The organism is Curtobacterium sp. MCBD17_021 (assembly GCF_003234525.1).
GTDB lineage: Bacteria > Actinomycetota > Actinomycetes > Actinomycetales > Microbacteriaceae > Curtobacterium.
In genome coordinates, this window is sequence record NZ_QKTS01000003.1 from 196,168 (window position 1) to 222,417 (window position 26,250).

Sequence of the window (26,250 nt, forward strand, 5' to 3'; positions counted from 1 at the left end):
CGACGGGCGGTCGACGTCGGCCCGCGCGGTCAGCCGACTGCGGTGACGGACGGTACGGACACCGGCGGCGCCGGCACGGGTCCGAGCCGACGGACCGCCACCAGCCCGACGAGGGCGATCACCGTCATCGCCGTGAACACGAGGGCGAATGCCCCGGGCTCGTTGCGTCCGCCGGCGGTCGTGAACAGCAGTCCGGCGACCGCCAGCCCCACGACGCTGCCCGAGGCGTCGGCGATGGTCAGGGCCGAACTCGCGAAGCCGTCGTCGCCCTCGCGGGAGAACCGGAGCGTGAGCATCGACGTCCGCGGGTACGCCACGCCCATCCCGGCGCCGCCGACGAACCACCCGGCGACGAGCACCCACACCGGCAGGTCGAACAGCGCGACCGCGAGCGCCGACAGCAGGCTCACCAGCACGAGCACCAGCCCGGTCCCGAACGCGCGAGCCGCCGGCAGCCGCGTCTCGCCCAGGCGTCCGTGCAGCCAGCTCGCACCGGCCCAGCTCAGCGCGGCCACGGTGAGCGCGAGTCCGGCCGCCGAGGGCTCCAGTCCGTGCTGGGCCTGCAGCAGGAAGGGGACGTAGGCCTCGCCGCCGAAGAACCCGGCCGCCAGGACCCCGCGGAGGAGCACCACGGACGGCAGTCCGGCACCTGCCGTGAAGGTCCGTCGGGGCAGGAGCGGTCGGAGTGCCACCCAGGCGCCGAGGAGCCCGACCACGACGGAGGCGAGCCGGACCGCGACCGGCAGGTCGGGGGCGAGGTTGAGGAGGAGCACGGCGGCGGACGCGCCCACCGACCAGGCGATGCGGCCGCGCTGCCAGGGCGGTCGGGCCTCCGGTGCGGGCGGGCGGAGGTGCCGCAGCGTCGGGACCAGACAGGCGAACGCGACGACGGCGATGACCAGCGCACCGGCGAAGACCCAGTGCCATCCGACCGCGTCGGTCACGATGCCGGCGACGGCCGGTCCGACGAGGGCGGGGACGACCCACGCGGCCGCGAACCCGGCGAACACCGAGCCGTGCAGTCCGGCCGGGAAGACCCGGGCCACCAGCACGTAGAGCACGACGTCGATCGCGCCCGCGCCGAACCCCTCGACCAGGCGCCCGGCCAGGAACACCGGCATCGTCGGAGCGATCATCACGATCGCGGTGCCGATCGCGAAGAGCGACGCGGACACCCACGCGACGATCCGACCGCCGGACCGGTCGGTCCAGTTGCCCGCGAGGACCATCCCCGGCACACCCGCGGCGAGGGGCGCGGCGAAGCTCAACGAGTACAGCGTCTCGCCGTGCAGGTCGTCGGAGATGACCGGCATGATCGTCGTCATCGCGAGGTTCTGGAAGGCCGAGACAGCGACGATCGCGACCATCCCGATCGTCGCCACGAGGTACCGGGGCTCGAACAGGCTCGCCCGGGTCGCCGTCGTGGAGGTCACTCGGTCATCGTAGGACGCCGGGTCCGGGCGTCCGTGTCAGCGGGGGCCGGACGTGCCCCGGTCCCCGCTGCCCGACGTCAGCGCTCGAGCGCCTGCTGCACGTCCGCGACGAGGTCGCCGGCGTCCTCGATGCCGACCGACAGGCGGACGACGTTCTCCGGCACGGCGAGTTCGGTGCCCTTCACCGACGCGTGCGTCATCTCGCTCGGGTACCCGATGAGCGACTCCACCCCGCCGAGCGACTCCGCCAGCGCGAACAGCTCGGTCGACTCGGCGAACCGCTTGGCGGCGTCCGGGCCTCCGGCGAGCGCCACCGAGAGCATGCCGCCGAACCCGCGCATCTGCTTCGCGGCGACGTCGTGCCCGGGGTGCTCCGGCAGACCCGGGTAGTACACGTGCTCGACGGCCGGGTGCGCGAGCAGGGCCTCGGCGACGGCCTGCGCGTTCGAGGAGTGCCGCTCCATGCGGACGCTGAGGGTCTTGATCCCGCGGATGGTGAGCCAGGCGTCGAAGGGTGACGAGATGGCACCGCCGCCGAACTGCACGAACTGCACCGCGTCGGCCAGCTCCTGGTCGCGCAGCACCACGGCACCGCCGACGACGTCCGAGTGTCCCCCGAGGTACTTCGTCGTCGAGTAGACGACCACGTCGGCACCGAGCGACAGCGGCTGCTGCAGTGCGGGCGAGGCGAAGGTGTTGTCCACCACGACGAGCGCGCCGGCCTCGTGTCCGACGGCGGCGAGGGTCTCGATGTCCGCGATCTTCATGAGCGGGTTCGTCGGCGTCTCGACCCACAGCACGGTCTTCGCGGGGGCGTCGGCGAGTGCGGCTCGGACACGGTCCGGCTCGCTCATCTCGACGGTGACGAGGTCGACCCCCCACGGCACGTGCAGCCGGTTCGCCAGGCGGTGGGTGCCGCCGTACACGTCGTTCCCCATCACGATCCGGGCGCCCGGCTCGAGGTAGGCGCGCAGGAGCGCGTCCTCCCCCGCCAGCCCCGACGAGAACGAGAAGGCGGCGACGCCGCCGTCGAGGTCGGCGAGCAACGTCTGCAGCGAGTCGCGGGTCGGGTTGCCGGAGCGGGAGTACTCGTACCCGCCGCGCAGTCCGCCGATGCCGTCCTGCACGTAGGTCGAGGTCAGGAACAGCGGCGGGATGACGGCGCCGGTGGCGGCGTCGGGCTCCTGGCCGGAGTGGATGGCGCGGGTGCTGAACTCGGTCATGTCTCGGGTGCCCCTTCCTGGAGGCTCGGTACGACTGTGTGGGACGGTCGCGGCCGCGCGCGACGGGGCTGCTGCGGCCGGTGGGTGACGGGTGACGGTCGGCCCCGCGGTACGCGGCCGACCGTCCGTCGTCATTCGGAGAGGTAGGTGAGGAGGTCGTGTCGGGTGAGGACCGTCACCGGCTTGCCGTCGCCGACGACGAGCAGCGCATCCGCCGACTCCAACGCCCGCCGCGCGGCCGAGACGGACTCGCCGATGCCGATGAGGGGCAACGGGTCCCCGACGAACGGGGTGAGTGCGTCGGCCATCGCCGCTGCACCGGTGAACACGTGCTCGAGCAGGGCCCTCTCCTCGACCGCACCGACGACCTCGCCGATGACGACGGGCGGTTCGGCACTGAGGACCGGCATCTGCGAGACACCGTACTTCGTCATGATGTCGACGACGTCGCGGACGGTGTCCGAGGGGTGGGCGTGCACGAGGTCCGGCAGGCGTCCGTCCTTGCCGGCGATGAGGTCGCCGACGGAACGCTCGTCCTCGGTCTCCGCGAAGCCGTAGGAGCGCATCCACCGGTCGTTGAAGATCTTGCCGAGGTAGCCACGTCCACCGTCCGGCAGGAGCACGACCACGACGTCGTCCTCGCTGAGGTCGCGGGCGGCGCGGAGTGCTGCGACCACCGCCATGCCGCTCGAGCCACCGACGAGCAGGCCCTCCTCGCGTGCGAGACGGCGGGTCATCGCGAACGAGTCCGCGTCCGACACGGCGATGATCTCGTCCGCGATGTCGGGGTCGTACGCGCTCGGCCAGAAGTCCTCGCCGACGCCCTCCACCAGGTACGGCCGGCCGGTGCCGCCCGAGTACACCGAGCCCTCGGGGTCGGCTCCGACGATGCGGACGCGCCCGTCGGACGCCTCCTTGAGGTACCGACCGGTGCCCGAGATCGTGCCGCCGGTGCCGACGCCGGCGACGAAGTGCGTCAGGCGCCCGTCGGTGTCGCGCCAGATCTCCGGCCCCGTCGTCTCGTAGTGGCTGCGCGGACCGTTCGGGTTCGCGTACTGGTTCGGCTTGTACGCGCCGGGGATCTCCCGCACCAGGCGGTCGGACACCGAGTAGTACGACTCCGGGTCCTCCGGCGCCACGGCCGTGGGGGTGACCACGATCTCCGCGCCGTACGCCGTGAGGACGTTCCGCTTGTCCTCGCCGACCTTGTCCGGGAGCACGAAGACGCAGCGGTACCCGCGCTGCTGGGCGACCAGCGCGAGGCCGACACCCGTGTTGCCCGAGGTGGGCTCGACGATGGTGCCGCCGGGCCGCAGCTCGCCGGACGCCTCGGCGGCGTCGAGGATCCGGGTCGCGATGCGGTCCTTCGCGGATCCACCGGGGTTGAAGGACTCGACCTTCACCAGGACGGTCGCCCGGATGCCCTCGGTGACGCGGTTGAGCTTGACGAGCGGGGTGTCGCCGACGAGGTCGATGACGGAGTTCGCGTAACGCACCCGACGAGTCTAGGTCGCGTGCCCCGCTGTGCGACGTCCCGCGACGAACACCCAGCCGGTGTCAGCCGAGGGCGAACGAGCGGACTGCTCGTCCCGACGCAGCGCACCCGAACAGCCGCTCCGACGGGGGCCGTCGGGTCATTCGCGAGCTGCCACCACCGGGTCGCTCTGCTGCTCGTGCAGGGTGGCGTACGTCCCGCCCAGCGCGAGGAGTTCGTCGTGCGTCCCCTGTTCGACGATCTGCCCGTGGTCGAGCACGAAGACGACGTCGGCGTCCCGGATGGTCGACAGGCGGTGGGCGATGGAGATCGTCGTCCGGCCACGGGCCGCGGTGTCGAGCGCCGCCTGCACCACACGCTCCGAGATGGAGTCGAGCGCGCTCGTCGCCTCGTCGAGGACGAGCACGGGCGGGTCCTTGAGCAGCACCCGGGCGATGGCGATGCGCTGCTTCTCGCCGCCGGAGAGTCGGTACCCCCGCTCCCCCACCACGGTGTCGTACCCGTCGGGGAACGAGGCGATCGTCTCGTGGATGTTCGCCGCCCGCGCCGCTCGCTCGAGTTCGTCGTCGGTCGCCCCCGGCTTGGCGTACCGCAGGTTGTCGCCGATGGACGCGTGGAACAGGTACGTCTCCTGGCTCACGATGCCGATGTGCGCCATGAGGTCCTCGTGCACGAGGTCGCGCACGTCCTGCCCCGCGAACCGCACCGAACCGGCAGTGGCCTCGTACAGTCGCGGCACGAGGTACGAGATCGTCGTCTTGCCCGCGCCGGACGGTCCGACGAAGGCCGCGAACTGCCCGGGCTGCAACTCGAACGACACGCCCCGCAGGGTGGGCTTGTCGGGTTCGCCGTCCGGGTAGGAGAAGGAGACGTCCTCGAACGCGACGTGCCCGACCCGGTGCTCGTCGACCGGCTTCGCCGTGGCGGAGTCGGTGATGGCCGGCTCCAGGTCGAAGTACTCGAAGATCCGGGCGAACAGCGCCCCGGAGGTCTGCAGGTCGAGCACCACGCGGAGCAGTCCCACGGTCGGGAACAGCAGCCGGGACTGCACGGTGGTGAACGCCACGATCGTGCCGGCGGTGATCGGGACGCCACCCTGGATCAGGTAGGCAGCCACCAGGTAGATGACGGCGGGGATGATCGACAGGAAGATCTGCACGATGGCGAAGAACCACTGGCCGGACATCTGCTGCCGGACCTGCAGGCCGATCTGGTTCCGGTTCTCGTCCCCGTAGCGGTGGATCTCGCTGCGCTGCTGGTTGAAGCTCTTGGCGAGCAGGATCCCCGACACGCTCAGCGTCTCCTGCGTGATCGCCGTCATGTCGGACAGCGACTCCTGGGTCTGCGCGGCGATCCGGGCACGGACCTTGCCGACCTTGCGCTGCGCGATGACGAGCAGGGGCAGCAGGACCACCGCCACCAGGGTCATCTGCCAGCTGAGGAGCAGCATCGCGACGACGGCCGCGATGACGGTCACCGTGTTGCCGAGCACCGACGAGATCGTGTTGTTCAGCACGCTGGCGACGCCGCCGACGTCGTTCTGGAGTCGGCTCTGGATCACGCCGGTCTTCGTGCGGGTGAAGAACGCCAGTTCCATCCGCTGCAGGTGACCGAACAGCCGCATCCGCATGGCACCCATGACCTTGTTGCCGACCGTCGCGGTCAGGTAGGTCTGCCACACCCCGATGCCGGCGCTCGCGATCCAGAGCCCGATCATCGCGCCGACCAGCACGGCGAGCACCGGGACGTCCGGGCCACCCTCCGGCGGGAAGAGACCGCGGTCGAACGCCTGCTGGGTCAGCAGCGGCGGGATGACCGACAGGGCCGCCCCCACCAGCACGAGCACGACCGTCAGGACGATCGCGCGTCGGTGCGGCACGAACAACCCGGCGATGCGACGGAGCAGGTGCGGGATCTGCGGGGCCTCGGCGTTCGCCGCGCGCTGCGCCTCGGGGTCACCGCTCGAGATCCGACCGCGACCGCCGCCGCGCATCCCGCCGCCGCCCGCGACGGAGTCCATCCGACTCATCTGCACCCTCTCCGCGCCGTCCGGCGTCGTCCTCGGATGAATGTACGCCCGCGCGCGGACCCGGCCCGACCCGTTCGCCGAGGGCTGTGGACGGAGGTGATCCGGGCCTCCCGTGTGGAGGGACGGACACGACCGGTTTGGACCCCGTCCGAGGGCCGTGGGACGATGACCCGTCCACCGCCAGCGCTCCCGTGAGGTCCCATGTCGTCCGCGCCGTCACTCAGCCACCAGCTCCTCCGGCGCAAGCCGGTCGACCAGCTCCGCGCGGAAGCGGCTGAAGGGGTCGACGGCCAACCGCTCCGTCGGACGCTGGGCGTGTGGCACCTCACCATGATCAGCGTCGGTGCGACGCTCGGCACGGGCATCCTCGTCGTGCTCGGCACCGCCGTGCCGCTGGCCGGCCCCGCGGTCTGGATCGCGTTCGTGGTCGCCGGGGTCGCGGCGCTGCTGTCCGCGCTGTCGTACGCCGAGATGGCCGGCGCGGTGCCCACCTCGGGGTCGAGCTACTCGTACACCTACGCGACCATGGGCGAGGGGATCGCCTGGATCTGCGGGTGGTGCCTGGTCCTCGAGTACGCGGTGTCGGTCGCCGCCGTCGCCGTGGGTGCGAGCGAGTACGTCGACGAGACGCTGCGGGTGTTCGGACTGCACCTGCCCACCGTGCTGTCCGCGCCTCCCGGCGACGGCGGGTTCGTCAACCTGCCCGCGGCGGCGCTCGTCCTCATCGCGATGCTGGTCCTGCTGCCCGGGGCGAAGGAGAGCGCCTGGGTGAACACGCTCATGGTGCTCGTGAAGATCGCGCTCCTGGTGTTCTTCGTCATCGTCGCCTTCTCGGCGTTCCGCGTCGGGAACTTCGAACCACTCGCGCCGATGGGGGCCGCGGGTGTCAGCGCGGCCGCCTCCCGGCTCTTCTTCTCGTACATCGGCTTCGATGCCGCGTCGACCGCGGGCGAAGAAGCCGAGGACCCCCGCCGGGACCTGCCGCGCGCCATCATCGGGTCGATCGCCCTCATCACCGCGCTGTACATCCTGGTCGCCGTCGCGGCCATCGGCGCTCGGTCGTGGACGTCGTTCTCCGCGGACGAGGCGTCGCTCGTCCGCATCGTCGTCGACGTCACCGGGCAGCCCGTCGTGGCGCTCGTGTTCTCCATCGGTGCCGTGATCGCGATCGCCAGCGTGGTCCTCACCGTCCTCTACGGGCAGACCCGGATCCTCCTGTCCATGGCTCGGGACGGGCTCGTGCCGAAGGTGTTCGGGCGGGTGTCGCCGCGCACGGGTACCCCGATCGCCAACACCCTCATCGTCGGCGTCGTGGTCACGATCGTGTCCGCACTCGTGCCCCTCGGTGAGCTCGCCGACGCCACGAGCATCGGGACGCTCATCGCGTTCGCCCTCGTGAACATCTCGGTGATCGTGCTCCGTCGGACGCAGCCGGACCTCGAGCGCTCCTACCGCGTGCCGCTCTTCCCCGTGGTGCCGGTGCTCGGCGTCCTGTTCTGCCTGTTCCTGGCGGTGACGCTCGGCGCGGGGACCTGGATCGCGTTCGGCATCTGGATGGTCGTCGGCGCGGTCCTGTACTTCGCGTACGGCCGCCGCCACAGCACGCTGGCGTAGGCCGAGACGCACGCCAGCGGAACGGTCGATCCCGAGGAGTTCGAGCACGCCCTTCCCCGCCGACCGGCACGAGGATCGCGTCGCGCGCGTCTGGTCGCTGCGGCGCTCGACGTCCGACATCCGCGAGGACCAGCCGCGCCGCCTCCCGGAGGTGCGGACCGTCATCTGACGGCGCCACCGGCCCGAGGCTCGCCCGGGCGGACAGGATCAACCGGCCGGGAGGCGCAAGTCGTCAGCCCAGCCGAGGCCCGGCTCCGCCACACCCACACCCGGCCACCACTCCCGCACACGACGAAGGCCGCCACCCCGAGGGGCAGCGGCCTTCGTGACCAGGAGGTCGGACTCAGACGAGCTCGACGGTGGCGCCAGCGGCCTCGAGGGCAGCCTTCGCCTTGTCGGCAGCTTCCTTGTTCGCACCCTCGAGGATCTTCGCGTCGGCGGTCTCGACGAGCGCCTTGGCCTCGCCCAGGCCGAGCGACGTGAGGCCACGGACCTCCTTGATGACCTGGATCTTCTTGTCACCGGCCGACTTGAGCACGACGTCGAACTCGGTCTTCTCCTCGACCTCCTCGGCGGGGGCAGCAGCGCCACCGGCCGCGGCGACCGCGACGGGGGCAGCAGCGGTGACCTCGAAGACCTCTTCGAACTTCTTCACGAAGTCCGAGAGCTCGATGAGCGTGAGCTCCTTGAAGGCCTCGATGAGCTCGTCCTGCGAAAGCTTCGCCATGATTTTCTCCTACTACTTACTGATGCGTGGTGTGGTTGTGGAACGCGTGCCTGGTCAGGCCGCGGACTCCTGCTTCTCGCGGAGGGCGTCCACCGTGCGGACGGCCTGCGAGAGGGGTGCGTTGAACAGGTACGCAGCACCGAACAGCGAGGCCTTGAAGGCGCCGGCGAGCTTGCCGAGCAGCACTTCGCGGGACTCGAGGTCGGCGAGCTTGTCCACCTCGGTCGCGGTGAGCGGGTTACCGTCGAAGTAACCGCCCTTCACCACGAGCTCGGGGTTCGCCTTGGCGAATGCACGCAGCGACTTCGCGACGGCGACGGTGTCACCGTGGACGAAGGCGAGAGCGGACGGACCGGCGAGCTCGTCGTCGAACGACGTGATGCCTGCCTCGTTGGCCGCGATCTTGGTCAGCGTGTTCTTCACCACGGCGTACGTGGCGTGCTCACGGATCGAGTTGCGGAGCTCCTTGAGCTGCGCGACCGTGAGACCGCGGTACTCGGTGAGCAGAACGGCGTTCGAGCTACGGAAGGACTCCGTGAGCTCGGCGACCGCAGCTTCCTTGTTCGCCATGGTTCTCCTTGGGGTTCTTGCTGGCAGCCCCTGGTCCACGAACGAAAAAAGCTCCGGCGCAGAGGCTCGGAGCTGCTCCCGCACGACGTGTGGGAGTGGTTCTGAACACCTGCGCGGGCTGCCTCGTGACGAGGACCTTCGGTCACTGTCCATGCGTGAGCACGGCAGCGACGACCAGCGGTCTTTGGCTGAGAAGAACGGTAACACATCCGAGTGGCGTTCCGGAACCCCGCCCGCGGCCAGGAGGCCCGGCATGCGCACGCCCCAGGCGTGCCGGCTCGCGGCCAGCCGGGACCGGTGGCTCAGGACCGTTCCGGGACGCCCGCCCAGGTCGCCGCCGACGTCGGCGGCGCCGCGTCGGCAGGAGAACCCGCCGCCCCTGGTCGGTCACCCGAACCGACTCCGCCGTCGCCGACACCCCGGCCAGCAGCAGGACCAGCGACAGCGACGTCACCGGCCCCGCTCGTCGCCCGCTCCCCCGGTCGCTCCGGCAGGTGCACCGTGAAGACCGTCTCCCCCGGCCGGCTCGTCACTCCGACCCGTCCGCCGTGCGCCTGCACGACCGCGTCGACGATCGCGAGGCCGAGCCCCGTCGACCCGGCGGTCCGGGAGCGCGAGCTGTCGGCGCGCGCGAAGCGCTCGAAGAGCTTCGGCAGGAACTCCGGGTCGATGCCCTGCCCGTCGTCGCGGACGGTGAGGTCGACGCCGCCGCCGTCGGCCGCAGGCACCCGGGCGAGGCCGACCGTGATGCGTGTGCCGTCGGGCGTGTGGGTCCGCGCGTTCGTGACGAGGTTGACGATCACCTGGTGCAACCGGGCGGCGTCCCCGACGACCTCGACGGGGTCCTCCGGCAGGTCCACCTCGATCGGGTGGTCCGGCGAGGCGGCGTGTGCGTCGTTGACGGCGTCGAGCACGAGGCCGGTGAGGTCGACGTCGGCGAACTGGATCTCGCGCCCTTCGTCGAGTCGTGCCAGGAGCAGCAGGTCCTCGACCATCGAGGTCATCCGGACCGACTCCGACTCGATGCGGCTCATCGCGTAGACCACGTCCGGCGGCAGGTCACCGCCCATCCGGCGCGTCAGTTCGGCGTAGCCGCGCACCGAGGCGAGCGGCGTCCGGAGTTCGTGCGACGCGTCGGCGACGAACTGCCGGACCTTCTGCTCGGAGCGCTCGCGGGCCTGCATGGCGCCGGCAATGTGCCCGAGCATCCGGTTGAAGGCGGCGCCGACCCGACCGACCTCGGTCTCCGGGTCGTCGTCGGGTACGCGGATGCCGACCAGTGCGTCGCTCCGCTCGAGCGGCATGCGCGCGACGGTCGAGGCCGTCTCGGCGACCCGGTCGAGCGGCCGGAGGGCTCGGCGGACCGCGGCCGTCGCGACGAGGGACGCAGCGAGGAGGGCGAGCCCGGTGACCACGAGCACCACCCCGAACAGCTTCCACACGCTCTCGTGGACGGGTGCGAGCGGCAGCCCGACGACGAGGACCGCGGGACCCACGGTCGCGGCGCTGACGCGGTAGCTCCCCAGGCCCCCGCCCAGGTCGATCGTGTGCGGGCGCCCGTCGACGCGGACGGTGCCGAGCGGCCGGACGGCCGAGGCGGACAAGCGGTCGACGTCGCCCGCGTTGTCCAGGACGCTGCCGACCACGACGCTGCCGTCGAGGAAGTAGACGGTCAACGTCCCGGCGGCCTGCCCGGACGGCCGACCGATGTCGAGCCCGGGTCCGTTCGGCCCCTGCTGCTCGACCGAGCGCTGGGCGCGGTTCGTGGCGTACTGCAGTTGCTCGTCGATCGCGGACCGTTGGATGGAGAAGAGCGCGACGATGCTGCCGCCGCCGATCACCGCGCTCACGGCGACGACCAGGGCGACGATGCTCAGGACGAGCCGACGACGGAGGGTCATGCGGGTGCGACCGCTCAGGAGGTGGGCTTGATGACGTAACCGACGCCGCGCACCGTGTGGATCATGGGCTGCTCGCCGGCGTCGATCTTCTTGCGCAGGTAGGAGATGTAGATCTCGACGACCGACGACTTGCCGCCGAAGTCGTACGACCACACGCGGTCGAGGATCTGCGCCTTCGAGAGCACGCGGCGGGGGTTGCGCATGAGGAAGCGGAGCAGTTCGAACTCCGTCGCGGTCAGCTCGATGGCCCGTCCGGCTCGCGAGACCTCGTACGACTCCTCGTCGAGCACGAGGTCGCCGACGACGATGCGGGAGTCCCCGGCCTCGCTGATCGAGATCTGCGACCGACGGATGAGGCCCCGGAGTCGCGCCACGACCTCCTCCAGCGAGAACGGCTTCGTGACGTAGTCGTCCCCACCGGCGGTGAGCCCGGTCACGCGGTCCTCGACGGAGTCCTTCGCGGTGAGGAACAGCACCGGGGTGTCGTCGTTGTTCTGGCGCAGTCGGCCGAGCACCTGCAGTCCGTCGAGGTCCGGCATCATCACGTCGAGCACCATGGCGTCGGGCTGGAACTCGCGCGCCTTCGCCAGCGCGTCCTGACCGCCGTTCGCACTCCGGACGTCCCAGCCCTCGTACCGGAGCGCCATCGAGAGCAGGTCGGTGAGGCTGGCCTCGTCGTCGACGACGAGGATGCGCAACGGGGAACCGTCGGCACGGGTGAGACGCGGGGCTGCGGAGGGCTGGGAGATGGTCACGTCTTCGAGTATCGAGAGATTCCTATGAGCGGTCTGTGGCAGCTCCCAGTGTGACCTGTGGATCGCCCGGGTCACGCGTCCGCGCCCTCCCCGTCCTGAGCCCCATACCGTTCTCATAGCGGACGGAAGGGGTGCCCTTGGCACGCCTTCCTAGGTTCTCCCCGTCGGCCCCGCCGCGCGATCCGCGCGGTCGGTGTCCCCGGAGCCGGCCCCCCACCGAGGAGAACCATGTTCCTGACCTACCTCAGGCGCGAACTCACGAACCGCAGGAAGCAGACGGTCATCATCGCCGTCGGGATGGCACTCGCCATCGCGCTCGTCGTGATCGTGTCGTCCATCGCGAGCGGTGTGCAGTCCGCTCAGTCGAGCGTGCTGCAGTCCGTCTACGGCGTCGGCACCGACATCACGGTCTCGAAGACCGAGACGCCCTCGTCGAGCAGCACCGGACGGCCGTCCTTCGACTTCGGCGGCCAGGACTCCTCGGACGGCAGCGGTTCGACGGACCTGTCGCAGTCCCGCCTGGCCGTGTCGCGGGGCGCGAGCACCCTGAGCTCCACGGACGTCGAGCGTGTCACCGGCACGGACGGCGTCAAGGCGGCCACCGGCGTCCTCACGCTCGAGAACAGCACGTTCTCCGGCCAGGTCCAGCAGAGCGAGGACAGCGACGGCAGCAGCGACAGCGCCGCCCAGGCCGGTCCGCCGAGTGACGGCGGATCGGGTGGCGGCGGGTTCGGCGGCGGCTCCTTCTCCGTCGACTCCTTCACCGTCACGGGCATCCCGGTGTCCGGCGACACGGTCGGACCGCTCACGAGCACCGAGATCACGGACGGACGCACCTTCACCGCAGCCGATGCGGGCGAGGACGTCGTCGTGCTCGACTCGGCGTACGCCACGAGCGCGTCGAAGGCGGTCGGCGACACGGTCGAGATCGGCGGCGAGGACTTCGAGGTCATCGGCATCGTCGCCTCCACCGGCTCCGCGTCGACCACCGGCTCGAACACGTACGTCCCGCTCGACACCGCGCAGACGCTCGCGGACCTCGACGGGCAGGTCACGTCGATCTACGTCTCCGCCGAGTCGTCGTCCGACGTCGCGACGATCAAGACCGCACTGCAGGACGAGCTGGCGGACGCGACCGTGTCCACCGAGGCCGACCTCGCCTCGAGCGTCTCCGGCTCGCTCGCCACCGCGTCGTCCCTCGTGTCGAACCTCGGCACCTGGCTCTCGATCGTCGTCCTGGCCGCGGCGTTCCTCATCGCGATCCTGTTCACCGTCTCCGGCGTCACCCGACGCACCCGTGAGTTCGGCACGCTCAAGGCCATCGGCTGGTCGAACGGCCGCATCACCCGGCAGGTCGCCGGCGAGTCCCTCGTGCAGGGTCTGATCGGCGGTGTCATCGGCGCCGCGGTCGGTCTGGTCGGCATCCTCGTCGTGAACGTCATCGCGCCGACGATCTCGGCGAGCGCGTCCTCGAGCACCGCGACGGGCCCCGGGGCCGGACGTGGGATGCCCGACGGCGCCGCGACGGCAGCGGCCGGCGGCGCCACCACCGGCGGTGCCCCGGCCGGCGGCTTCGGTGGCGGCGGGCAGAGCGCCACGACCACCGACGTCGTGCTGCACGCGCCGGTCACGGTCGAGGTGATCCTGCTCGCGATCGGTCTGGCGATCCTCGGCGGCCTCATCGCCGGCGCACTCGGCGGCTGGCGGGCCTCCCGTCTCCGTCCGGCGGAAGCCCTGCGGAGCGTGGCCTGATGCGGCGCCGGAGCACGCCCGCCACCCTGAACGCACCCGCACCCGCACCCGCCCGCGCACCCCGTGTCCCGACGACCGACCCAGGAGCCACCGTGACCACCACCGACGCCGCACCCTCGACGGGTGCCGTGCCCGCCGCCTCCCGACCGGTCTACCGACTGACGGGCGTGACCAAGACCTACCAGCAGAAGAACCGCGCGGTCACCGCGCTCACCGGTGTCGACCTCGAGATCCCGCAGGGACAGCTCGTCGCGATCCAGGGGCCGACCGGCGGCGGCAAGTCGACGTTGCTGCAGATGCTCGGGGCGCTCGACCGGCCGACCGCCGGGTCGGTGTACCTGGGTGACCGGGACATCGCGACGCTCGGCGACCGGGCGCTGACCGACGTGCGGGCGAGCGAGATCGGGTTCGTGTTCCAGAGCTTCAACCTCATCCCGACGTTGACCGCGCTCGAGAACGTGGAGACCGCGTTCTCCGGGTCACTCGCCGACCGGTCGCGGGCCGAGGTCCGCGACCGCGCGACCGCTGCGCTCGGCGAGGTCGGGCTCGGCGAGCGCCTCGACCACCTGCCGGCCGAACTCTCCGGGGGCCAGCAGCAGCGGGTCGCGATCGCGCGGGCGCTGGTGAAGGACCCGAGCGTGCTCCTGGCCGACGAACCGACGGGGGCGCTCGACGAGGCGACGCGCGACGAGATCATGGCCCTCGTCGAGCGGCAGTGGCAGGACCGCGGTCTGACGGTGGTCATCGTGACGCACGACTCGTGGGTGGCCCGACGTGCGGAGCGCCGGCTGCACATCAAGCAGGGGCAGGTCCGCGACGTGTAGTCGATCGTCGCGGTGCCCGGCCGCGGAAGACACGCCACGGTCCCTGAGCGGCCTGTCGCGCCGGTGGCGCGTCGTGACCGGCTGCGTGGCATGACCGGTGGCGCAGCGCGCCCGTCGTCACCGCCTGGAGGCCCGGTGCCGGTCTCGTCGACCGGGGACCGGGCCTCCGGGCGGGTGGTCCGGTCCGGGCCCGGAGCCCCCGCGACCGGCAGGCACCGCTACGGCGGTGGTCCTCAGCCGGCGACGGGGTAGTCGCAGAAGGCGAACCACGACGAGTCCGGCGCCCACGGCGGCACGTTGACGGTCCCCTGCCCGCCGTCGAGCACCACGAGTGTCTCGGGCACGACGGTGATCCTGGCCCCCGACGCCAGGACCCCGGGCAGGAGCCGGAGTTCCACCCGGTGGTCGGCCGGGTGGCCCTGCACCCCGGGCTCGTACGACAGGTACAGCAGGTGCGCGCCGTCCGGCGAGACGTGCGGGAACCAGTTCACCCGCTCGTCCGCGGTGATCCGCACGGGCTCGGTCGATCCGGTCCGCAGCGCGGCGAGCTGCGCGGTCCCGGGGGTGAACCGCTCCGTGTTGAACAGGAGGGCGGCACCGTCGGGCGTCCACGCGCAGCCGTCGTCGGGGTGCTCGTCGCGGGTGACGAACTCGGTCGTACCGGTCGAGGGGTCGACCAGCGCCACGTCGGTCGTCCAGACACCCTGCTCGTCGCGTTCGCCGACGATCGCGGCGAGCGCCGAGGCGTCCGGGGCGATGCCGTGCAGGTAGTACTTCCGGACGACGGGCAGCACTGCTGCGGTGTCGGTGATCCGGGTCCCGGTGCCGCCGCCGGGCAGCGGCACGCGGTAGAGCTCGCCGTCCCGGCCGCTCACCACGACGGAATCCCCCGAGGGGTCGAGCACGTGGTCGTTGTTGATCTCCGGCACGCCGTCCATCGGCACCGGCACGAGCGCGGTCTCGTCCAGGACCGTCCCCGCCGCCGGCAGCGGCAGCAGCCACAGGTCGCCGTCGGCGTTGAGCACGAGTGTGTCGGCGTCGAGGACGTTCGGCGCCTCGACGAGCACCGTGTCGGACGCGAAGACGAGACGCCGGGCCCGCGCCTGGACGTCGTACACGTGTACGCGGCTGGTCTGTCCGGGCAGCAGCTGCCGCCCACGGGTCTCGGTCATGCGTCCATCCTGTCGTGCGTGGTCGGGCGGCGGGCAGGACGGCGGTGGGCCGCGCCCGCAGAACGGACGGGAGGCGCGGTGCGGGTCCCACCCGCACCGCACCTCCCGTCAGGTGGCTGCGTCTACTTCACCGCACCGGCGGTCAGGCCGGCGACGAACTGCCGCTGGACCACCAGGAACGCGATGACGACCGGGATCGACACGACCAGCGAAGCGGCCATGATCTGGTTCCAGTACACGTTCGTCTGCGTCGAGTACTGCTGCAGGCCGACCGCGAGCGTCGAGCCGAGACCGTTCGTCATCACCGAGGCGAAGAGCACCTCACCCCACGCGGTCATGAACGAGTAGATCCCGACCGCCACGAGACCCGGACGGGCCGACGGCAGGATGATCCGGAACAGCGCACCCATCGGGCCGGAGCCGTCGACCATCGCGGCCTCGTCGAGTTCGCGCGGGATGGTCTCGAAGTAGCCCGCGAGCATCCAGATCGAGAACGGGAGCGTGAACGTCAAGTACGTGATGATGAGCCCGAGCCAGCTGCCGACGAGCTGGATGCCGAGCGAGTTGCCGAGGTTCGTGAAGATGAGGAACAGCGGCAGCAGGAACAGCACGCCCGGGAACATCTGCGTGGAGAGCACCGTCGTGGTGAACGCGCTCTTGCCCCTGAAGTTCCATCGCGACACCGCGTAGGCGGCGAACGTCGCGATGATCAGGGAGAACACGGTCGCGACGGTGCAGACCACGAGCGAGTTGATGAAGTACCGACCGAGCGGCACCGTGGACCACATGTCGATGAACGGCTGGATCGTGATGTTCGACGGGATCCACGTGAAGTCGTTCTGCACGTCACCGAGCGGCTTGAGTGCCGTCGTGACCATCACGTAGAGCGGCACCACCGTGAAGACGGTGAGCAGCGCGAGGACGACGATCTTGAAGGACTTGGCGCCCACTGTTTCACGCACGGACGGACCTCCGGTTGGTGACGGCCAGGTAGATGCCCGTCACGACGAGCAGGAAGAGGAGCAGGAGCACGCTCATCGCCGCTCCGGAGCCGAAGTTCCAGGTGATGAACGACGCGTTGTAGATGTGGAAGCTCAGCAGGTCCGCGGCCGGGGGCTGGGCGGTCGAGCCGAACAGCACGAACGGCGTGTTGAAGTCGTTGAACGTCCAGAGGAACATCACGAGCACGAGGGTGACGTTGACCGGGCGGACCATCGGCAGCGTGATCGAACGCCACTGCCGGAAGGGCTTCGCGCCGTCGACCGAGGCGGCCTCGTACACGTCGGCGGGCACGGACTGCAGACCCGCCATGAGCATGAGGAACGCGAACGGCCAGGTCTTCCAGATCGCCACGACGACGACCGCCACGAAGGCGTTGTTGCCGATGAGCCAGAACGGGGCGCCGTCGCCGAACAGCCCCAGCTGGTCGACGAGGACGTGGTTGATGGCGCCGGAGTCACGCTGGAACATGAACTTCCACGTGATGACGCCCGCGTACATCGGCAGGGCGTACGGCACGAGGAACAGCGTGCGGAAGAGCCCACGGCCGAGGAACGGCTTCTGCAGGGCGACCGCGGCGGCCATGCCGAAGCCCCAGGACAGGCCGACGACGAGGATCGTGAACGCGCAGGTGATGAGGAACGAGCTGAGCAGTCCGCGACCGATGGCCTGGTCGAAGTCGACCGCGACGGAGTAGTTCCGGAAGCCGGCGAACGGGGCGGCGCCCCAGTTGGCGATGAAGTACTTGGTGAGCTGCACGAAGCTGATCCAGATGCCGACGAGCATCGGCACGATGTGGATGAGCAGCTCGAAGAGGATCGCGGGACCGACGAGCGCGTACGGGAGCCACGAGACGCGACGCTTCCCGCGGGGCGACGGGCCCGAGAGGGTCGGCGCCTTCGTGTGCGTCAGGTCGATGGCCTCGGAGTCTGGCAGGACCGTCGTGGACATGGGCAGGCCTTCCGGCTGGGTGGAGGGTGTTCAGAGGTGGGGCGGGGGGCCCGGACGCGTCCCTGCGGACGCGTCCGGGCCTCCCGTCGGGGTCAACCTGCGGCCTGGGAGACCTGGTCCTGAGCCGTCTGCAGGGCGTCCTTGATGTCCTTCTCGGACACCGTCGAACCGGTGGCGATCTTGGCGAACATCTCGTTCATCGCCTTGCCGACCGTGGACTCGAACTGGTCCTCGGCGGGGACCAGCGGGAGCGGCTTCGCCTTGTTGTTGTAGATGTCGAGGAACGTCTTCGTCTGCTCGTCGGTGACCGACTCGGCAGCGTCGGCGAGCACCGGCAGGGCCGAGTACGGCTTGTCGAGCGTCGTCTGCGTGTCCATGCTCGTCATGTACTTGACGAACTTCAGCGCGCCGTCCTTGTTGTCGGTGTTCTTGAAGATCGACAGGTTGATGCCGGCCGGGAAGCTGGCGATGTCCTCGCCGCCGGTCGGTGCCGGCAGCGGCACGACGCCGAACTCGTCGGCCTTCATGCCGAGCGACTCGATCGTCGTGTTCGCGTTGTTCTGGTTGAGGATCATCGCGGCCTTCTTGTTCGCGAAGTCCGCGACCGACTGGTTCGCGTTGTCGTACTGCGCGTTCGACGGGTTGGCCGCCTTGCTCTCCTGCATGAGGTCGAGGTAACGCTTGATGCCGTCGACGTTCGCCTTCGAGGTGAAGGTCGGGTTGCCGTCGCCGTCGAACCACTCGCCGCCGTTCTGAGCCGAGTTGATGAAGGCGAAGTGTGAGTTCTCGGTGTACGAACCACCGGCGAGGCTGAACCCGTACGTGCCGTCGGTGGTCAGCTTCTCGGCGGCCGAGACGAGGTCCTCCCAGGTGGTGGGCGGCTCGACGCCGGCGTCCGCGAGCATCTGCTTGTTGTAGAACAGGCCGTAGGCGAGGCCGTAGAGCGGGACGCTCGTGACGGTCTCACCCGGTGCGCCACCGGTCGAGAGCGCGACCTTGCCGAACTTGTCGGCGCCGCCGATCGCCTTCATCTCGGCGTCACCGAACTCCTGGAAGGCGCCGGTGGCCTGGAGCGAGGTGGCCCAGGTGTTGCCGATGTTGACGACGTCCGGGCCCTGGCCCGAGGTGACGGCGGTCTGGATCTTCGTCTGCAGGTCGTTCCACCCGATGACCTGGAGGTCGACCTTGATCCCGGTCTCGTCGGTGAACTTCTCCAGGACGGGGGTCAGCACCTCCTTGTCGTGCTCGAGTGAGGTGCCCTGGTTCGACGCCCAGTAGGTGAGCGTCTTCGAGTCGCCCGATGCGCCGGAGGACCCGGAGGAGCAGGCGGCGAGGCCCGACACGGTGAGTGCCGCGGCCGCGGTGATGGCCAGTGCGCGGATGGCAGTGCGCATGACTCTCTACTTTCTCGTCGTTGAGATGGTGCAGGAGGGTGGTGCTGGATCGTGCTGGGTGCTGCTGTGTGGGACGGGCAGCTCTGGTCCACCGGGTTCCGGTCCGCCCAGGTCCTGGTCGGGCCGGGGTCTGGTCAGGCCAGGGTCTGCGCCGCGGGGTCCCAACCCTCGGGGAGGGTCGGGGAGGGTGCGACGGTGCTCTCGACGAGCACGGTCTCACCACGTTCGGCTGCCTCGGCGATGGAGACCATCACGTCGAGGACGTGGAAGGCGAGGGCACCGGGGACCCGGTTCTCCTCGCCCGCACGGAGGGAGCGGGCCAGGTCGACCACGCCGGTCCCCCGCGAGTAGGTGGACCCGACGGCCGGGATCGTCTCGGGCTCCTCGGCGCCGAGCGCGTACAGCTCGGTGTCGCCGTCGAAGTCGTTCGGGTCGGGGAACACGACCGTGCCGGTCTCGCCCGCGATCTCGACGAAACCGGTGCGGCCGCGGTCGGACTCGAACGAGAAGACGCTCTGCGCGCTCCCACCGTTCTCGAACTGGATGAGCGCCGAGTGGTTCGTCGGCACCTCCACCGGGAACTCGGTGCCGGCCTTCGGACCCGAGCCGATCGTGCGGGTGGCACGCGACTTCGACGCCGTGGCGGTGACCTTCGCGACGGGTCCGAAGGCCTGCACGAGGGTCGTGATGTAGTACGGGCCGATGTCGAACAGCGGGCCAGCGCCGTACGCGAAGAGGAACTCGGGGCTCGGGTGCCAGGACTCCGGCCCGGGGCTCTGGAAGAGCGTCAGCCCGTTGAGCGGCTTCCCGATGCGGCCGTCGCGGATCGTGCGGAGCGCGGTCTGGAGCCCCGCACCGAGGAACGTGTCGGGTGCGACGGACACGGTGCGTCCGGCCGCGACCGCGGCGTCACGCAGCTCCGCAGCGCTCTCCCGGTCCAGTGCGTAGGGCTTCTCGCCCCAGACGTGCTTGCCGGCACGGAGCGCCTGGAGCGCGACCTCGACGTGTGCTGCCGGGATGGTGAGGTTCACGACGATCTCGATGTCGTCGATCGCCAGGAGCTCCTCGACCGTGCCCGACCCCTGGACGCCCCACTTCTCGGCCTGCGACGCGGCGCGGGGCAGGTCGATGTCGGCGATGAAGAGGACCTCGACGTCCGGGAAGACCGTGAGGTTGGACAGGTACTGGTCCGAGATGACCCCGGCGCCGATGACACCGACGCCGACGCGACCCGACCGGGAGGCGGTGGTCGCGGTGTCGACGGCGGTCGTGCTGTCCGCGCTCATGCGGCGGCTCCCGCGAGGAAGGCGTACGAGTCGCGGACGGCCTGCACGACGTCACCGTCGTGGTCGTCGAGCTCGATGACCTGCTGCGCCTGGGGTGCGGCGGCGACGATGTCGCGGACCGGCATGACCCCGTTGCCGACGGCCACCTGCTGCTTGTCGTCGTGCGAGCCGTCGCCGTCCTTGACGTGCAGGAAGCGGACCTGGTCGCCGAGTCGGCCGAGCACGGCCACCGGGTCGTCCCCGCCGACCTTCGCCCAGTAGGTGTCGAGTTCCAGGACGACGTCTCCCGACAGGGCTCCGGCGAAGACCTCGAAGGCGCTCGTGCCGTCGATCCGGTTCGAGAACTCGAACGCGTGGTTGTGGTAGCCGAGCACCAGGCCGTGGTCGGCGGCGCGGACGGCGAGGTCGTCGAACCGGCGGGCGATCGCCTCGACGTCCTCGCGGGTGGTCCAGCGCGACTCGTCGACGTGCGGGTCGATGAGCGTGGTGAGTCCGACGGTGACACTCGCGGCGAGGATCCGCTCGAGCTCCTGCTCGTCCACGTCCACCAGACGTGCGTGCCCGCTCGGCGCGGTCAAGCCGGCCTGCTGCAGGGCGGCGGCGTACTCGTCGGCACGGTCGACGAAGCCGAAGAGCTCGACGTTCGTGAAACCGATGTCGGCGATCGTCGCCAGGGTTCCGGGGAGGTCCGCCGACAGTGCGTCACGCACCGTGTACAGCTGGACCGAGAGCGGTTGGGTCACCGTGTGTTCTCCTCATCGAGACGTGGTCTGCACTGACCGATCGTCACACTATGGGCGCTTCTGTCGGCGGTCAAGCAGAAGTTCGAAGAGGTTCGACGGACTTCGTTGCGTGGCTCGGAGGATGTGTGGTTCACTCCGAGCATGGTCGACATGACTCGGACGGCAACGTCGCCGCCGGTCGGGACGAGTGAGCTCTTCCAGATCCTGCGTGACGGAGTGCCGCGGACCCGTGGTGAACTCGCCGCCCTGACGGGGATGGCCCGCTCGACCATCGGCGTGCGCCTGGACGCCCTCGTCGACGTCGGACTCGTCGGCGCCGTCGACACCGCGGCCTCCACCGGGGGCCGCCCACCCGCCCAGATCGCCCTGCGGCCGGCCGCGCGGCTCGTCGTCGCCGCCGACCTGGGCGCATCGCACGGCCGCGTCTCGGTGACCGACCTCGTGGGCACGCAACTCGCCACCCGCGACGCCAGCATCGACATCGCCGCCGGCCCCGTCCCGACACTCGAGTGGCTCATCCGGGTCGTCGACGAACTCCTCGACTCGGTCGGGCGCGGTCGCGACGACGTCATCGCCGTCGGCATCGGCCTGCCCGGGCCGGTGGAGTTCTCGACCGGACGCCCGGCGAACCCCCCGATCATGCCCGGATGGGACGGCTTCGACGTGCCCGGGTGGCTCCGGCAGCACGTCCGCGCCCACGTGCTCGTCGACAACGACGTCAACATCGCCGCGCTCGGGGAGCGCGCACACGGCTGGCCGGACCTCGATCACCTGCTCTTCGTCAAGGTCGCCACCGGCATCGGTTCCGGCATCGTCTCCGAGGGTCGGCTCCAGCGCGGCGCGCAGGGCACCGCCGGTGACATCGGGCACGTCCGGGTCTCGCGCGCCGGTGACGTGCCGTGCCACTGTGGCAACACCGGCTGCCTGGAGGCCGTCGCCTCCGGCCCGGCGATCGCCCGCGCACTCCGGGCGAAGGGCCACGACGTGCACACCAGCGCTGACGTCATCGACCTGGTCGCACGCTCCGACATCGACGCGATCGGCGCGGTGCGGCAGGCGGGCCGTGACATCGGCGAGGTCCTCGCCACGTGCGTCTCGCTCATGAACCCGTCGGTCATCGCCCTCGGCGGTTCGATCACCCAGGCCGGGGAGCACCTGCTCGCCGGTGTCCGCGAGGTCGTCTACTCCCGCTCGATGCCGCTCGCCACCGAGCACCTCGTCATCGCCCAGTCCCGCGCGGGATCGATCGCGGCGCTGCAGGGCGCCGCGGCCCTCGCGATCGCCTACGCCCTCTCCCCCGCCGGCGTCGACGAGCTGGTGACCCTGGCCGAGGGCCGCCAGCTCGTCTCCTGACCGCGGTCAACCGCGGTGATGACCAGCGCGCCGGTTTCGCCGGTGCCGGTGGTCGGGTGGACAATCGTCGCGTGACGATCGTGCAGCCCACCCTGTGGGGCGACCTTGATGACGGGTGGGAGGCCCAGCCCGCCTCGGGCACGGCGCCGTCCGTCCCGGCACGGTCGAGCCGGAACGCGTTCACGTCACTGCGCGGGCACACCGAGCGCATCGTCGCGCACTCCTCCGACCGGGTCGCCTGGCTCCGCGCGCGGGCCATGGGCATCACCGCCACCGACGTCGCACGTCTCGCCTCGCTCCGCGCGGTCGACGCCGTCGTCGCCGACAAGCGCTACGGCTCACGGTTCTCCGGCAACGTCTACACCGAGCACGGCAAGGACCGTGAGCCGGTGATCGCCTCGTGGGTCGCCGCGACCCACGGCATCCAGCCCTCGGCGCACCTGTTCCACGCGGCAGCGAACCGGGCGCACCTCGCGACGCCGGACGGTGTCGGGCAGGACCGTGACGGTCGCCTGCTCCTCGCCGAGATCAAGACGACCTCGTCCGGCTGGAAGCGTGTCCCCCGGCACTACCTCCGGCAGATCTGGTGGCAGCAGTACGTCCTCGGTGCCGACCGCACGCTGTTCGTGTGGGAGGAGCACGACGACTTCGTGCCGGTCGCCGACGAACCGGAGTGCCGCTGGATCGACCGCGACGACGACGCGATCCGCGGGCTCATCGCGCTCGCCGACCTCGTGCTCGACCGGCTCCGGGACGCCCGCTGACCGGGACGACCCGGAGTCGGCTGAGCGCCACGACACCGAGGCCCATCAGCCCGATGAACACCGCCACGCCGAGGCAGTACAACGCCACGGCTCCGTAGCCGGACACGGGGTCGAGGAACGGGTACGGGACCCAGCCGTCGGTGGCCCCACGGGTCACGACGACCACGAGCCAGACCGCCGGGTAGACGAGGAACCACCAGACGTCACGGAAGAGCAGGCGGCTCCGGTCCGAGAACAGCGCCCAGTCGAGCACCACGACCAGCGGGATCCAGCGGTGCACGACGTCGTTCGACCAGGACGCCCCCAGCGGCTGACCAACCTGCGCCAGGAGGGTGTTGTAGACCAGGCCGGTCGTGGCGATGTACACCGTGGCCGCCCCGCGGAACAGGTCGAGACGCCGACCGGTCGGACGGTCCCCGAACGCGGCCACGACGGTCAGGGTGAACACCGCGGCGACGAGCAGGTTCGACTGGTTCGTGAAGTACCCGAAGAAGTCCCAGAACACGAAGTCGTCGCGGAGCGCACCCTGCAGGTCCGTGACCACCGCGGCGACGGCGACGATCGCGACGACGAGCCGCAGGGAGTTCACGAAGGTCCGCACCCTCCCACGGTAGTGGTCCGTGCCGGGCACACCGGTCGTGCCGCCGGCCACCAGACCCCGCACGGACGACGACGGCCCGCACCTCCCGGTGCGGGCCGTCGTGTGGTGCGGTGGATCAGGCCAGGACGTTGACGTCCAGCGGGATGCCCGGGCCGAAGGTCGTCGAGACGGCGCCCTTCATGATGTAGCGGCCCTTGGCAGCGCTCGGCTTGAGGCGGACGACCTCGTCGAGCGCGGCGGTGATGTTCTCGTCGAGCTGCTCCGGGGTGAACGAGGCCTTGCCGACGACGAAGTGCACGTTGGCGTGCTTGTCGACGCGGAACTCGATCTTGCCGCCCTTGATGTCGTTCACGGCCTGGGCCACGTTCGGCGTCACGGTGCCGGTCTTCGGGTTCGGCATGAGGCCGCGCGGGCCGAGCACCTTGCCGAGACGACCGACCTTGCCCATGAGCTCCGGGGTCGAGACGGCGGAGTCGAACGACGTGTAACCCTCGGCGACCTTCGCGATGAGCTCGTCGCCACCGACCTCGTCGGCGCCGGCGGCGATGGCGGCCTCAGCCGCTGCACCCGTGGCGAAGACGATGACGCGGGCGGTCTTGCCGGTGCCGTGCGGCAGGATGACGGTGCCGCGCACCATCTGGTCCGCCTTGCGCGGGTCGACGCCGAGCTTCAGCGCGACCTCGACGGTGGAGTCGGTCTTCGCCGAACCGGTCTCCTTCGCGAGGGCGACGGCCTCGGTCGGGGTGTAGAACTTGTCGGCCTCGATCTTCGCGGCCGCGGCGCGGTACGCCTTGGACTTCTTCGCCATGGTGGTCTCCTTGCGAGATACGTGGTTGGCGAGCCGGCGCGGCTCTCCCACGGTGAGTACTGGGGTGTGAGGGGTGAGGCTCAGGCCTCGACCGTGATGCCCATCGACCGAGCGGTGCCGGCGATGATCTTCGTCGCCTGCTCGAGGTCGTTGGCGTTCAGGTCGGGCTGCTTGGTCTCGGCGATCTGACGGATCTGCTCCGCCGTGATGCGTCCGGCCTTCACCGTGTGCGGCGTCGCGGAACCCTTGTTCACACCCGCAGCCTTCTTGATGAGCTCGGCGGCCGGCGGGGTCTTGAGGATGAACGTGAACGAACGGTCCTCGTAGACGGTGATCTCGACCGGGATGACGTTGCCGCGCTGCGACTCGGTCGCCGCGTTGTACGCCTTGCAGAACTCCATGATGTTCACGCCGTGCTGACCGAGCGCCGGACCGATCGGCGGGGCCGGGTTGGCGGCGCCCGCGTTGATCTGCAGCTTGATCAGGCCCGTGACCTTCTTCTTCGGTGCCATGTTCCGTTTCCTCCTGGGATCGAACGCACGGGGATCCGTGCACTCTCCCGCGTCTCCGGCGGATCCGGATCGCGGTCACGAGCCCGCAGCGCACGAGGCGCGCGGACCCAAACTCAGACAGTCTACTGGATGTTCGCCAGGACTAGAGCTTCGTCACCTGGTCGAAGCTGAGCTCGACCGGCGTCTCGCGCTCGAACAGCGACACGAGGACGGTGAGCTTGCCGCTCTCCGGCTTGATCTCGGAGATCGAACCCGGCAGACCCGCGAACGAGCCTTCCTTGATGGTGATCGTCTCGCCGACCTCGAAGTCGACCTCGGCCTGCGGCTGGGCCTGTGCGGCACCGCCGGACTTCGAGCCGCCCTTGGTCGGCGCGGCTTCGGCGACCTGCACCAGGGACTTCAGCATGCCGAACGCTTCGTCGAAGCGGAGCGGCGTGGGGTTGTGGGCGTTGCCAACGAAGCCCGTGACGCCGGGGGTGTGCCGGACGACGGACCACGAGTCCTCGTTGAGGTCCATCCGGACGAGTACGTAGCCGGGGATCCGGACGCGGGTGACGAGCTTGCGCTGCCCGTTCTTGATCTCGACGACGTCCTCCATCGGGACCTCGGCCTGGTAGATGTAGTCCTCCATCGACATCGAGACCATGCGGTTCTCGATGTTGGCCTTCACGCGGCGCTCGAAGCCCGCGTAGGAGTGGATGACGTACCACTTGCCCGGCTTCATCCGGAGCTCGGCCTTAAAGGCGTCGTACGGGTCGGCCTCGGTCTCGTCGTCCGCCTGCTCGGCGTCGGCGTCGAGCGCGTCGGCGGCTTCCTCGCCCGCGATGGTGGCGTTCGCCTCGGCTGCCGTCTCCATCTCGAGCTCGGACTCTTCCTCGTCCTCGACGGCCTCGACGGCGGCTTCAGCCTCGTCCGCGGTGTCGATCTCGAGTGCGTCGTCGACCACGGCGTCGGCCTCGGGGTCACGCGACTCGGCGAGGGCGTCCAGCGTCTCGTCCAGTCCGGCGGCGACGGTGCCGTCGTCCGGCTCGTCGCTCAGGCCGAGCGACTCGTCGTCCTCGTCCTCGACGGAGATCGCGCGCTCCTCGGCGGAGTCGGTCGAACGGAGCTCGCTCGTCTCGACGTCGCCTTCCTGGTTCTCCTCGACCTCGGAAGACTGCTCGGCAGCGGTCGCGAGGTCGATGTCGTCGCGGGAGTAGTCAGACACAGTCGGTTCTTTCCGTTCGATGGTGCGGATCGGGTTGGCGCTCGCATCCCCGGCGGGGAACGGGTCGCCGTCTCCGGGAGACCGTACCCCGAGGAGGACCGGAGCGGTCGGACCTGCGGTCAGGCCGGGCGCGCCAG

23 protein-coding genes are annotated in these 26,250 nt (G+C 70.4%); 5 read left to right on the plus strand and 18 right to left on the minus strand.

The annotated features are described in order from the left end of the window. Nucleotides 1-29: 29 nt before the first annotated feature. From DEI83_RS04510 to DEI83_RS04525, 4 genes are all read right to left on the minus strand, one after another. The gene (locus DEI83_RS04510; protein WP_111080599.1) at nt 30-1,433 is read right to left on the minus strand and encodes an MFS transporter; all 1,404 of its coding nucleotides are present in this window, start codon (nt 1,431-1,433) and stop codon (nt 30-32) included. A gap of 77 nt (nt 1,434-1,510) precedes the next feature. After that, nucleotides 1,511-2,656, minus strand: coding sequence for a cystathionine gamma-synthase (locus DEI83_RS04515; protein WP_111080600.1), 1,146 nt, complete (start codon nt 2,654-2,656; stop codon nt 1,511-1,513). Between the two features lie 131 nt (nt 2,657-2,787). After that, nucleotides 2,788-4,152 (minus strand): cystathionine beta-synthase, encoded by a 1,365-nt coding sequence (locus DEI83_RS04520; RefSeq protein WP_111080601.1) that lies wholly within the window; start codon nt 4,150-4,152, stop codon nt 2,788-2,790. Nucleotides 4,153-4,290: 138 nt separating this feature from the next. Next, nucleotides 4,291-6,171, minus strand: a complete 1,881-nt coding sequence (locus DEI83_RS04525; protein WP_111080602.1) for an ABC transporter ATP-binding protein — start codon at nt 6,169-6,171, stop codon at nt 4,291-4,293. Between the two features lie 210 nt (nt 6,172-6,381). Between DEI83_RS04525 and DEI83_RS04530 the strand changes: the two genes are divergently transcribed. Beyond that, nucleotides 6,382-7,794 (plus strand): amino acid permease, encoded by a 1,413-nt coding sequence (locus tag DEI83_RS04530; RefSeq protein WP_111080603.1) that lies wholly within the window; start codon nt 6,382-6,384, stop codon nt 7,792-7,794. A gap of 343 nt (nt 7,795-8,137) precedes the next feature. On the opposite strand, the gene rplL is transcribed toward DEI83_RS04530, so the two are convergent. From rplL to DEI83_RS04550, 4 genes are all read right to left on the minus strand, one after another. Next, nucleotides 8,138-8,521, minus strand: a complete 384-nt coding sequence (gene rplL / locus DEI83_RS04535) for a 50S ribosomal protein L7/L12 (protein ID WP_110824614.1) — start codon at nt 8,519-8,521, stop codon at nt 8,138-8,140. 54 nt (nt 8,522-8,575) lie between these two features. Then, nucleotides 8,576-9,091 carry a 50S ribosomal protein L10 gene (rplJ, locus tag DEI83_RS04540; RefSeq protein ID WP_111080604.1) on the minus strand — a complete coding sequence of 172 codons (516 nt, stop codon included), beginning with the start codon at nt 9,089-9,091 and terminating at the stop codon, nt 8,576-8,578. A gap of 302 nt (nt 9,092-9,393) precedes the next feature. Then, complete coding sequence (locus DEI83_RS04545) at nt 9,394-10,992, minus strand: cell wall metabolism sensor histidine kinase WalK (RefSeq protein ID WP_111080605.1); 1,599 nt, start codon at nt 10,990-10,992, stop codon at nt 9,394-9,396. Nucleotides 10,993-11,006: 14 nt separating this feature from the next. Beyond that, nucleotides 11,007-11,747 carry a response regulator transcription factor gene (locus tag DEI83_RS04550; protein ID WP_111080606.1) on the minus strand — a complete coding sequence of 247 codons (741 nt, stop codon included), beginning with the start codon at nt 11,745-11,747 and terminating at the stop codon, nt 11,007-11,009. 228 nt (nt 11,748-11,975) lie between these two features. Here DEI83_RS04550 and DEI83_RS04555 point away from each other — a divergent pair, with 228 nt between their 5' ends. Further along, the gene (locus tag DEI83_RS04555) at nt 11,976-13,499 is read left to right on the plus strand and encodes an ABC transporter permease (protein ID WP_111080607.1); all 1,524 of its coding nucleotides are present in this window, start codon (nt 11,976-11,978) and stop codon (nt 13,497-13,499) included. A gap of 92 nt (nt 13,500-13,591) precedes the next feature. Then, complete coding sequence (locus tag DEI83_RS04560; RefSeq protein ID WP_258371059.1) at nt 13,592-14,323, plus strand: ABC transporter ATP-binding protein; 732 nt, start codon at nt 13,592-13,594, stop codon at nt 14,321-14,323. Between the two features lie 233 nt (nt 14,324-14,556). Here the strand turns inward: DEI83_RS04560 and DEI83_RS04565 are convergent, their stop codons facing one another. The 6 genes from DEI83_RS04565 to DEI83_RS04590 form a co-directional block, all read right to left on the minus strand. Beyond that, a complete protein-coding gene (locus DEI83_RS04565) occupies nt 14,557-15,495 on the minus strand; it encodes a hypothetical protein (protein ID WP_111080609.1) in 939 nt (312 codons plus the stop codon). Nucleotides 15,496-15,617: 122 nt separating this feature from the next. Then, a complete protein-coding gene (locus DEI83_RS04570; protein ID WP_111080610.1) occupies nt 15,618-16,457 on the minus strand; it encodes a carbohydrate ABC transporter permease in 840 nt (279 codons plus the stop codon). Next, complete coding sequence (locus DEI83_RS04575; protein ID WP_111080611.1) at nt 16,450-17,445, minus strand: carbohydrate ABC transporter permease; 996 nt, start codon at nt 17,443-17,445, stop codon at nt 16,450-16,452. The genes DEI83_RS04570 and DEI83_RS04575 overlap by 8 nt, the downstream gene beginning before the upstream one ends. Nucleotides 17,446-17,537: 92 nt before the next feature. Then, complete coding sequence (locus DEI83_RS04580) at nt 17,538-18,839, minus strand: ABC transporter substrate-binding protein (protein WP_111080612.1); 1,302 nt, start codon at nt 18,837-18,839, stop codon at nt 17,538-17,540. A gap of 134 nt (nt 18,840-18,973) precedes the next feature. Next, on the minus strand, nt 18,974-20,125 hold the full coding sequence (locus tag DEI83_RS04585; RefSeq protein ID WP_111080613.1) for a Gfo/Idh/MocA family protein: 1,152 nt from the start codon (nt 20,123-20,125) through the stop codon (nt 18,974-18,976). Further along, nucleotides 20,122-20,868: a sugar phosphate isomerase/epimerase gene (locus DEI83_RS04590; protein ID WP_111080614.1), complete on the minus strand. Its 747-nt coding sequence runs from the start codon at nt 20,866-20,868 to the stop codon at nt 20,122-20,124. Before DEI83_RS04590 ends, DEI83_RS04585 begins: the two co-directional genes overlap by 4 nt. A 141-nt stretch (nt 20,869-21,009) precedes the next feature. Here DEI83_RS04590 and DEI83_RS04595 point away from each other — a divergent pair, with 141 nt between their 5' ends. Continuing rightward, nucleotides 21,010-22,221: an ROK family transcriptional regulator gene (locus DEI83_RS04595; RefSeq protein WP_258377024.1), complete on the plus strand. Its 1,212-nt coding sequence runs from the start codon at nt 21,010-21,012 to the stop codon at nt 22,219-22,221. Nucleotides 22,222-22,292: 71 nt separating this feature from the next. Further along, nucleotides 22,293-22,985, plus strand: coding sequence for a YqaJ viral recombinase family protein (locus DEI83_RS04600; protein WP_111080615.1), 693 nt, complete (start codon nt 22,293-22,295; stop codon nt 22,983-22,985). Here DEI83_RS04600 and DEI83_RS04605 read toward each other — a convergent pair. From DEI83_RS04605 to nusG, 4 genes are all read right to left on the minus strand, one after another. Continuing rightward, a complete protein-coding gene (locus DEI83_RS04605) occupies nt 22,936-23,586 on the minus strand; it encodes a Pr6Pr family membrane protein (RefSeq protein WP_146243238.1) in 651 nt (216 codons plus the stop codon). The genes DEI83_RS04600 and DEI83_RS04605 overlap by 50 nt on opposite strands. Nucleotides 23,587-23,701: 115 nt before the next feature. Then, on the minus strand, nt 23,702-24,394 hold the full coding sequence (rplA, locus tag DEI83_RS04610; protein ID WP_110824625.1) for a 50S ribosomal protein L1: 693 nt from the start codon (nt 24,392-24,394) through the stop codon (nt 23,702-23,704). 80 nt (nt 24,395-24,474) lie between these two features. After that, a complete protein-coding gene (gene rplK, locus DEI83_RS04615; RefSeq protein WP_111080617.1) occupies nt 24,475-24,906 on the minus strand; it encodes a 50S ribosomal protein L11 in 432 nt (143 codons plus the stop codon). A 142-nt stretch (nt 24,907-25,048) separates the two neighbouring features. Next, nucleotides 25,049-26,113, minus strand: a complete 1,065-nt coding sequence (nusG, locus tag DEI83_RS04620; RefSeq protein WP_111080618.1) for a transcription termination/antitermination protein NusG — start codon at nt 26,111-26,113, stop codon at nt 25,049-25,051. Nucleotides 26,114-26,250 lie beyond the last annotated feature (137 nt).

Excerpts from the sequence above, each read along its gene's own strand:
- rplA (WP_110824625.1), bottom strand. The coding sequence starts at position 24,394 with ATGGCGAAGAAGTCCAAGGCGTACCGCGCCGCGGCCGCGAAGATCGAG.
- DEI83_RS04555 (WP_111080607.1), top strand. The coding sequence starts at position 11,976 with ATGTTCCTGACCTACCTCAGGCGCGAACTCACGAACCGCAGGAAGCAG.
- rplK (WP_111080617.1), bottom strand. The coding sequence starts at position 24,906 with ATGGCACCGAAGAAGAAGGTCACGGGCCTGATCAAGCTGCAGATCAAC.
- DEI83_RS04530 (WP_111080603.1), top strand. The coding sequence starts at position 6,382 with ATGTCGTCCGCGCCGTCACTCAGCCACCAGCTCCTCCGGCGCAAGCCG.
- rplL (WP_110824614.1), bottom strand. The coding sequence starts at position 8,521 with ATGGCGAAGCTTTCGCAGGACGAGCTCATCGAGGCCTTCAAGGAGCTC.
- DEI83_RS04565 (WP_111080609.1), bottom strand. The coding sequence starts at position 15,495 with ATGACCGAGACCCGTGGGCGGCAGCTGCTGCCCGGACAGACCAGCCGC.
- DEI83_RS04515 (WP_111080600.1), bottom strand. The coding sequence starts at position 2,656 with ATGACCGAGTTCAGCACCCGCGCCATCCACTCCGGCCAGGAGCCCGAC.
- DEI83_RS04585 (WP_111080613.1), bottom strand. The coding sequence starts at position 20,125 with ATGAGCGCGGACAGCACGACCGCCGTCGACACCGCGACCACCGCCTCC.
- rplJ (WP_111080604.1), bottom strand. The coding sequence starts at position 9,091 with ATGGCGAACAAGGAAGCTGCGGTCGCCGAGCTCACGGAGTCCTTCCGT.
- DEI83_RS04580 (WP_111080612.1), bottom strand. The coding sequence starts at position 18,839 with ATGCGCACTGCCATCCGCGCACTGGCCATCACCGCGGCCGCGGCACTC.
- DEI83_RS04595 (WP_258377024.1), top strand. The coding sequence starts at position 21,010 with ATGGTCGACATGACTCGGACGGCAACGTCGCCGCCGGTCGGGACGAGT.
- DEI83_RS04575 (WP_111080611.1), bottom strand. The coding sequence starts at position 17,445 with ATGTCCACGACGGTCCTGCCAGACTCCGAGGCCATCGACCTGACGCAC.
- DEI83_RS04525 (WP_111080602.1), bottom strand. The coding sequence starts at position 6,171 with ATGGACTCCGTCGCGGGCGGCGGCGGGATGCGCGGCGGCGGTCGCGGT.
- DEI83_RS04545 (WP_111080605.1), bottom strand. The coding sequence starts at position 10,992 with ATGACCCTCCGTCGTCGGCTCGTCCTGAGCATCGTCGCCCTGGTCGTC.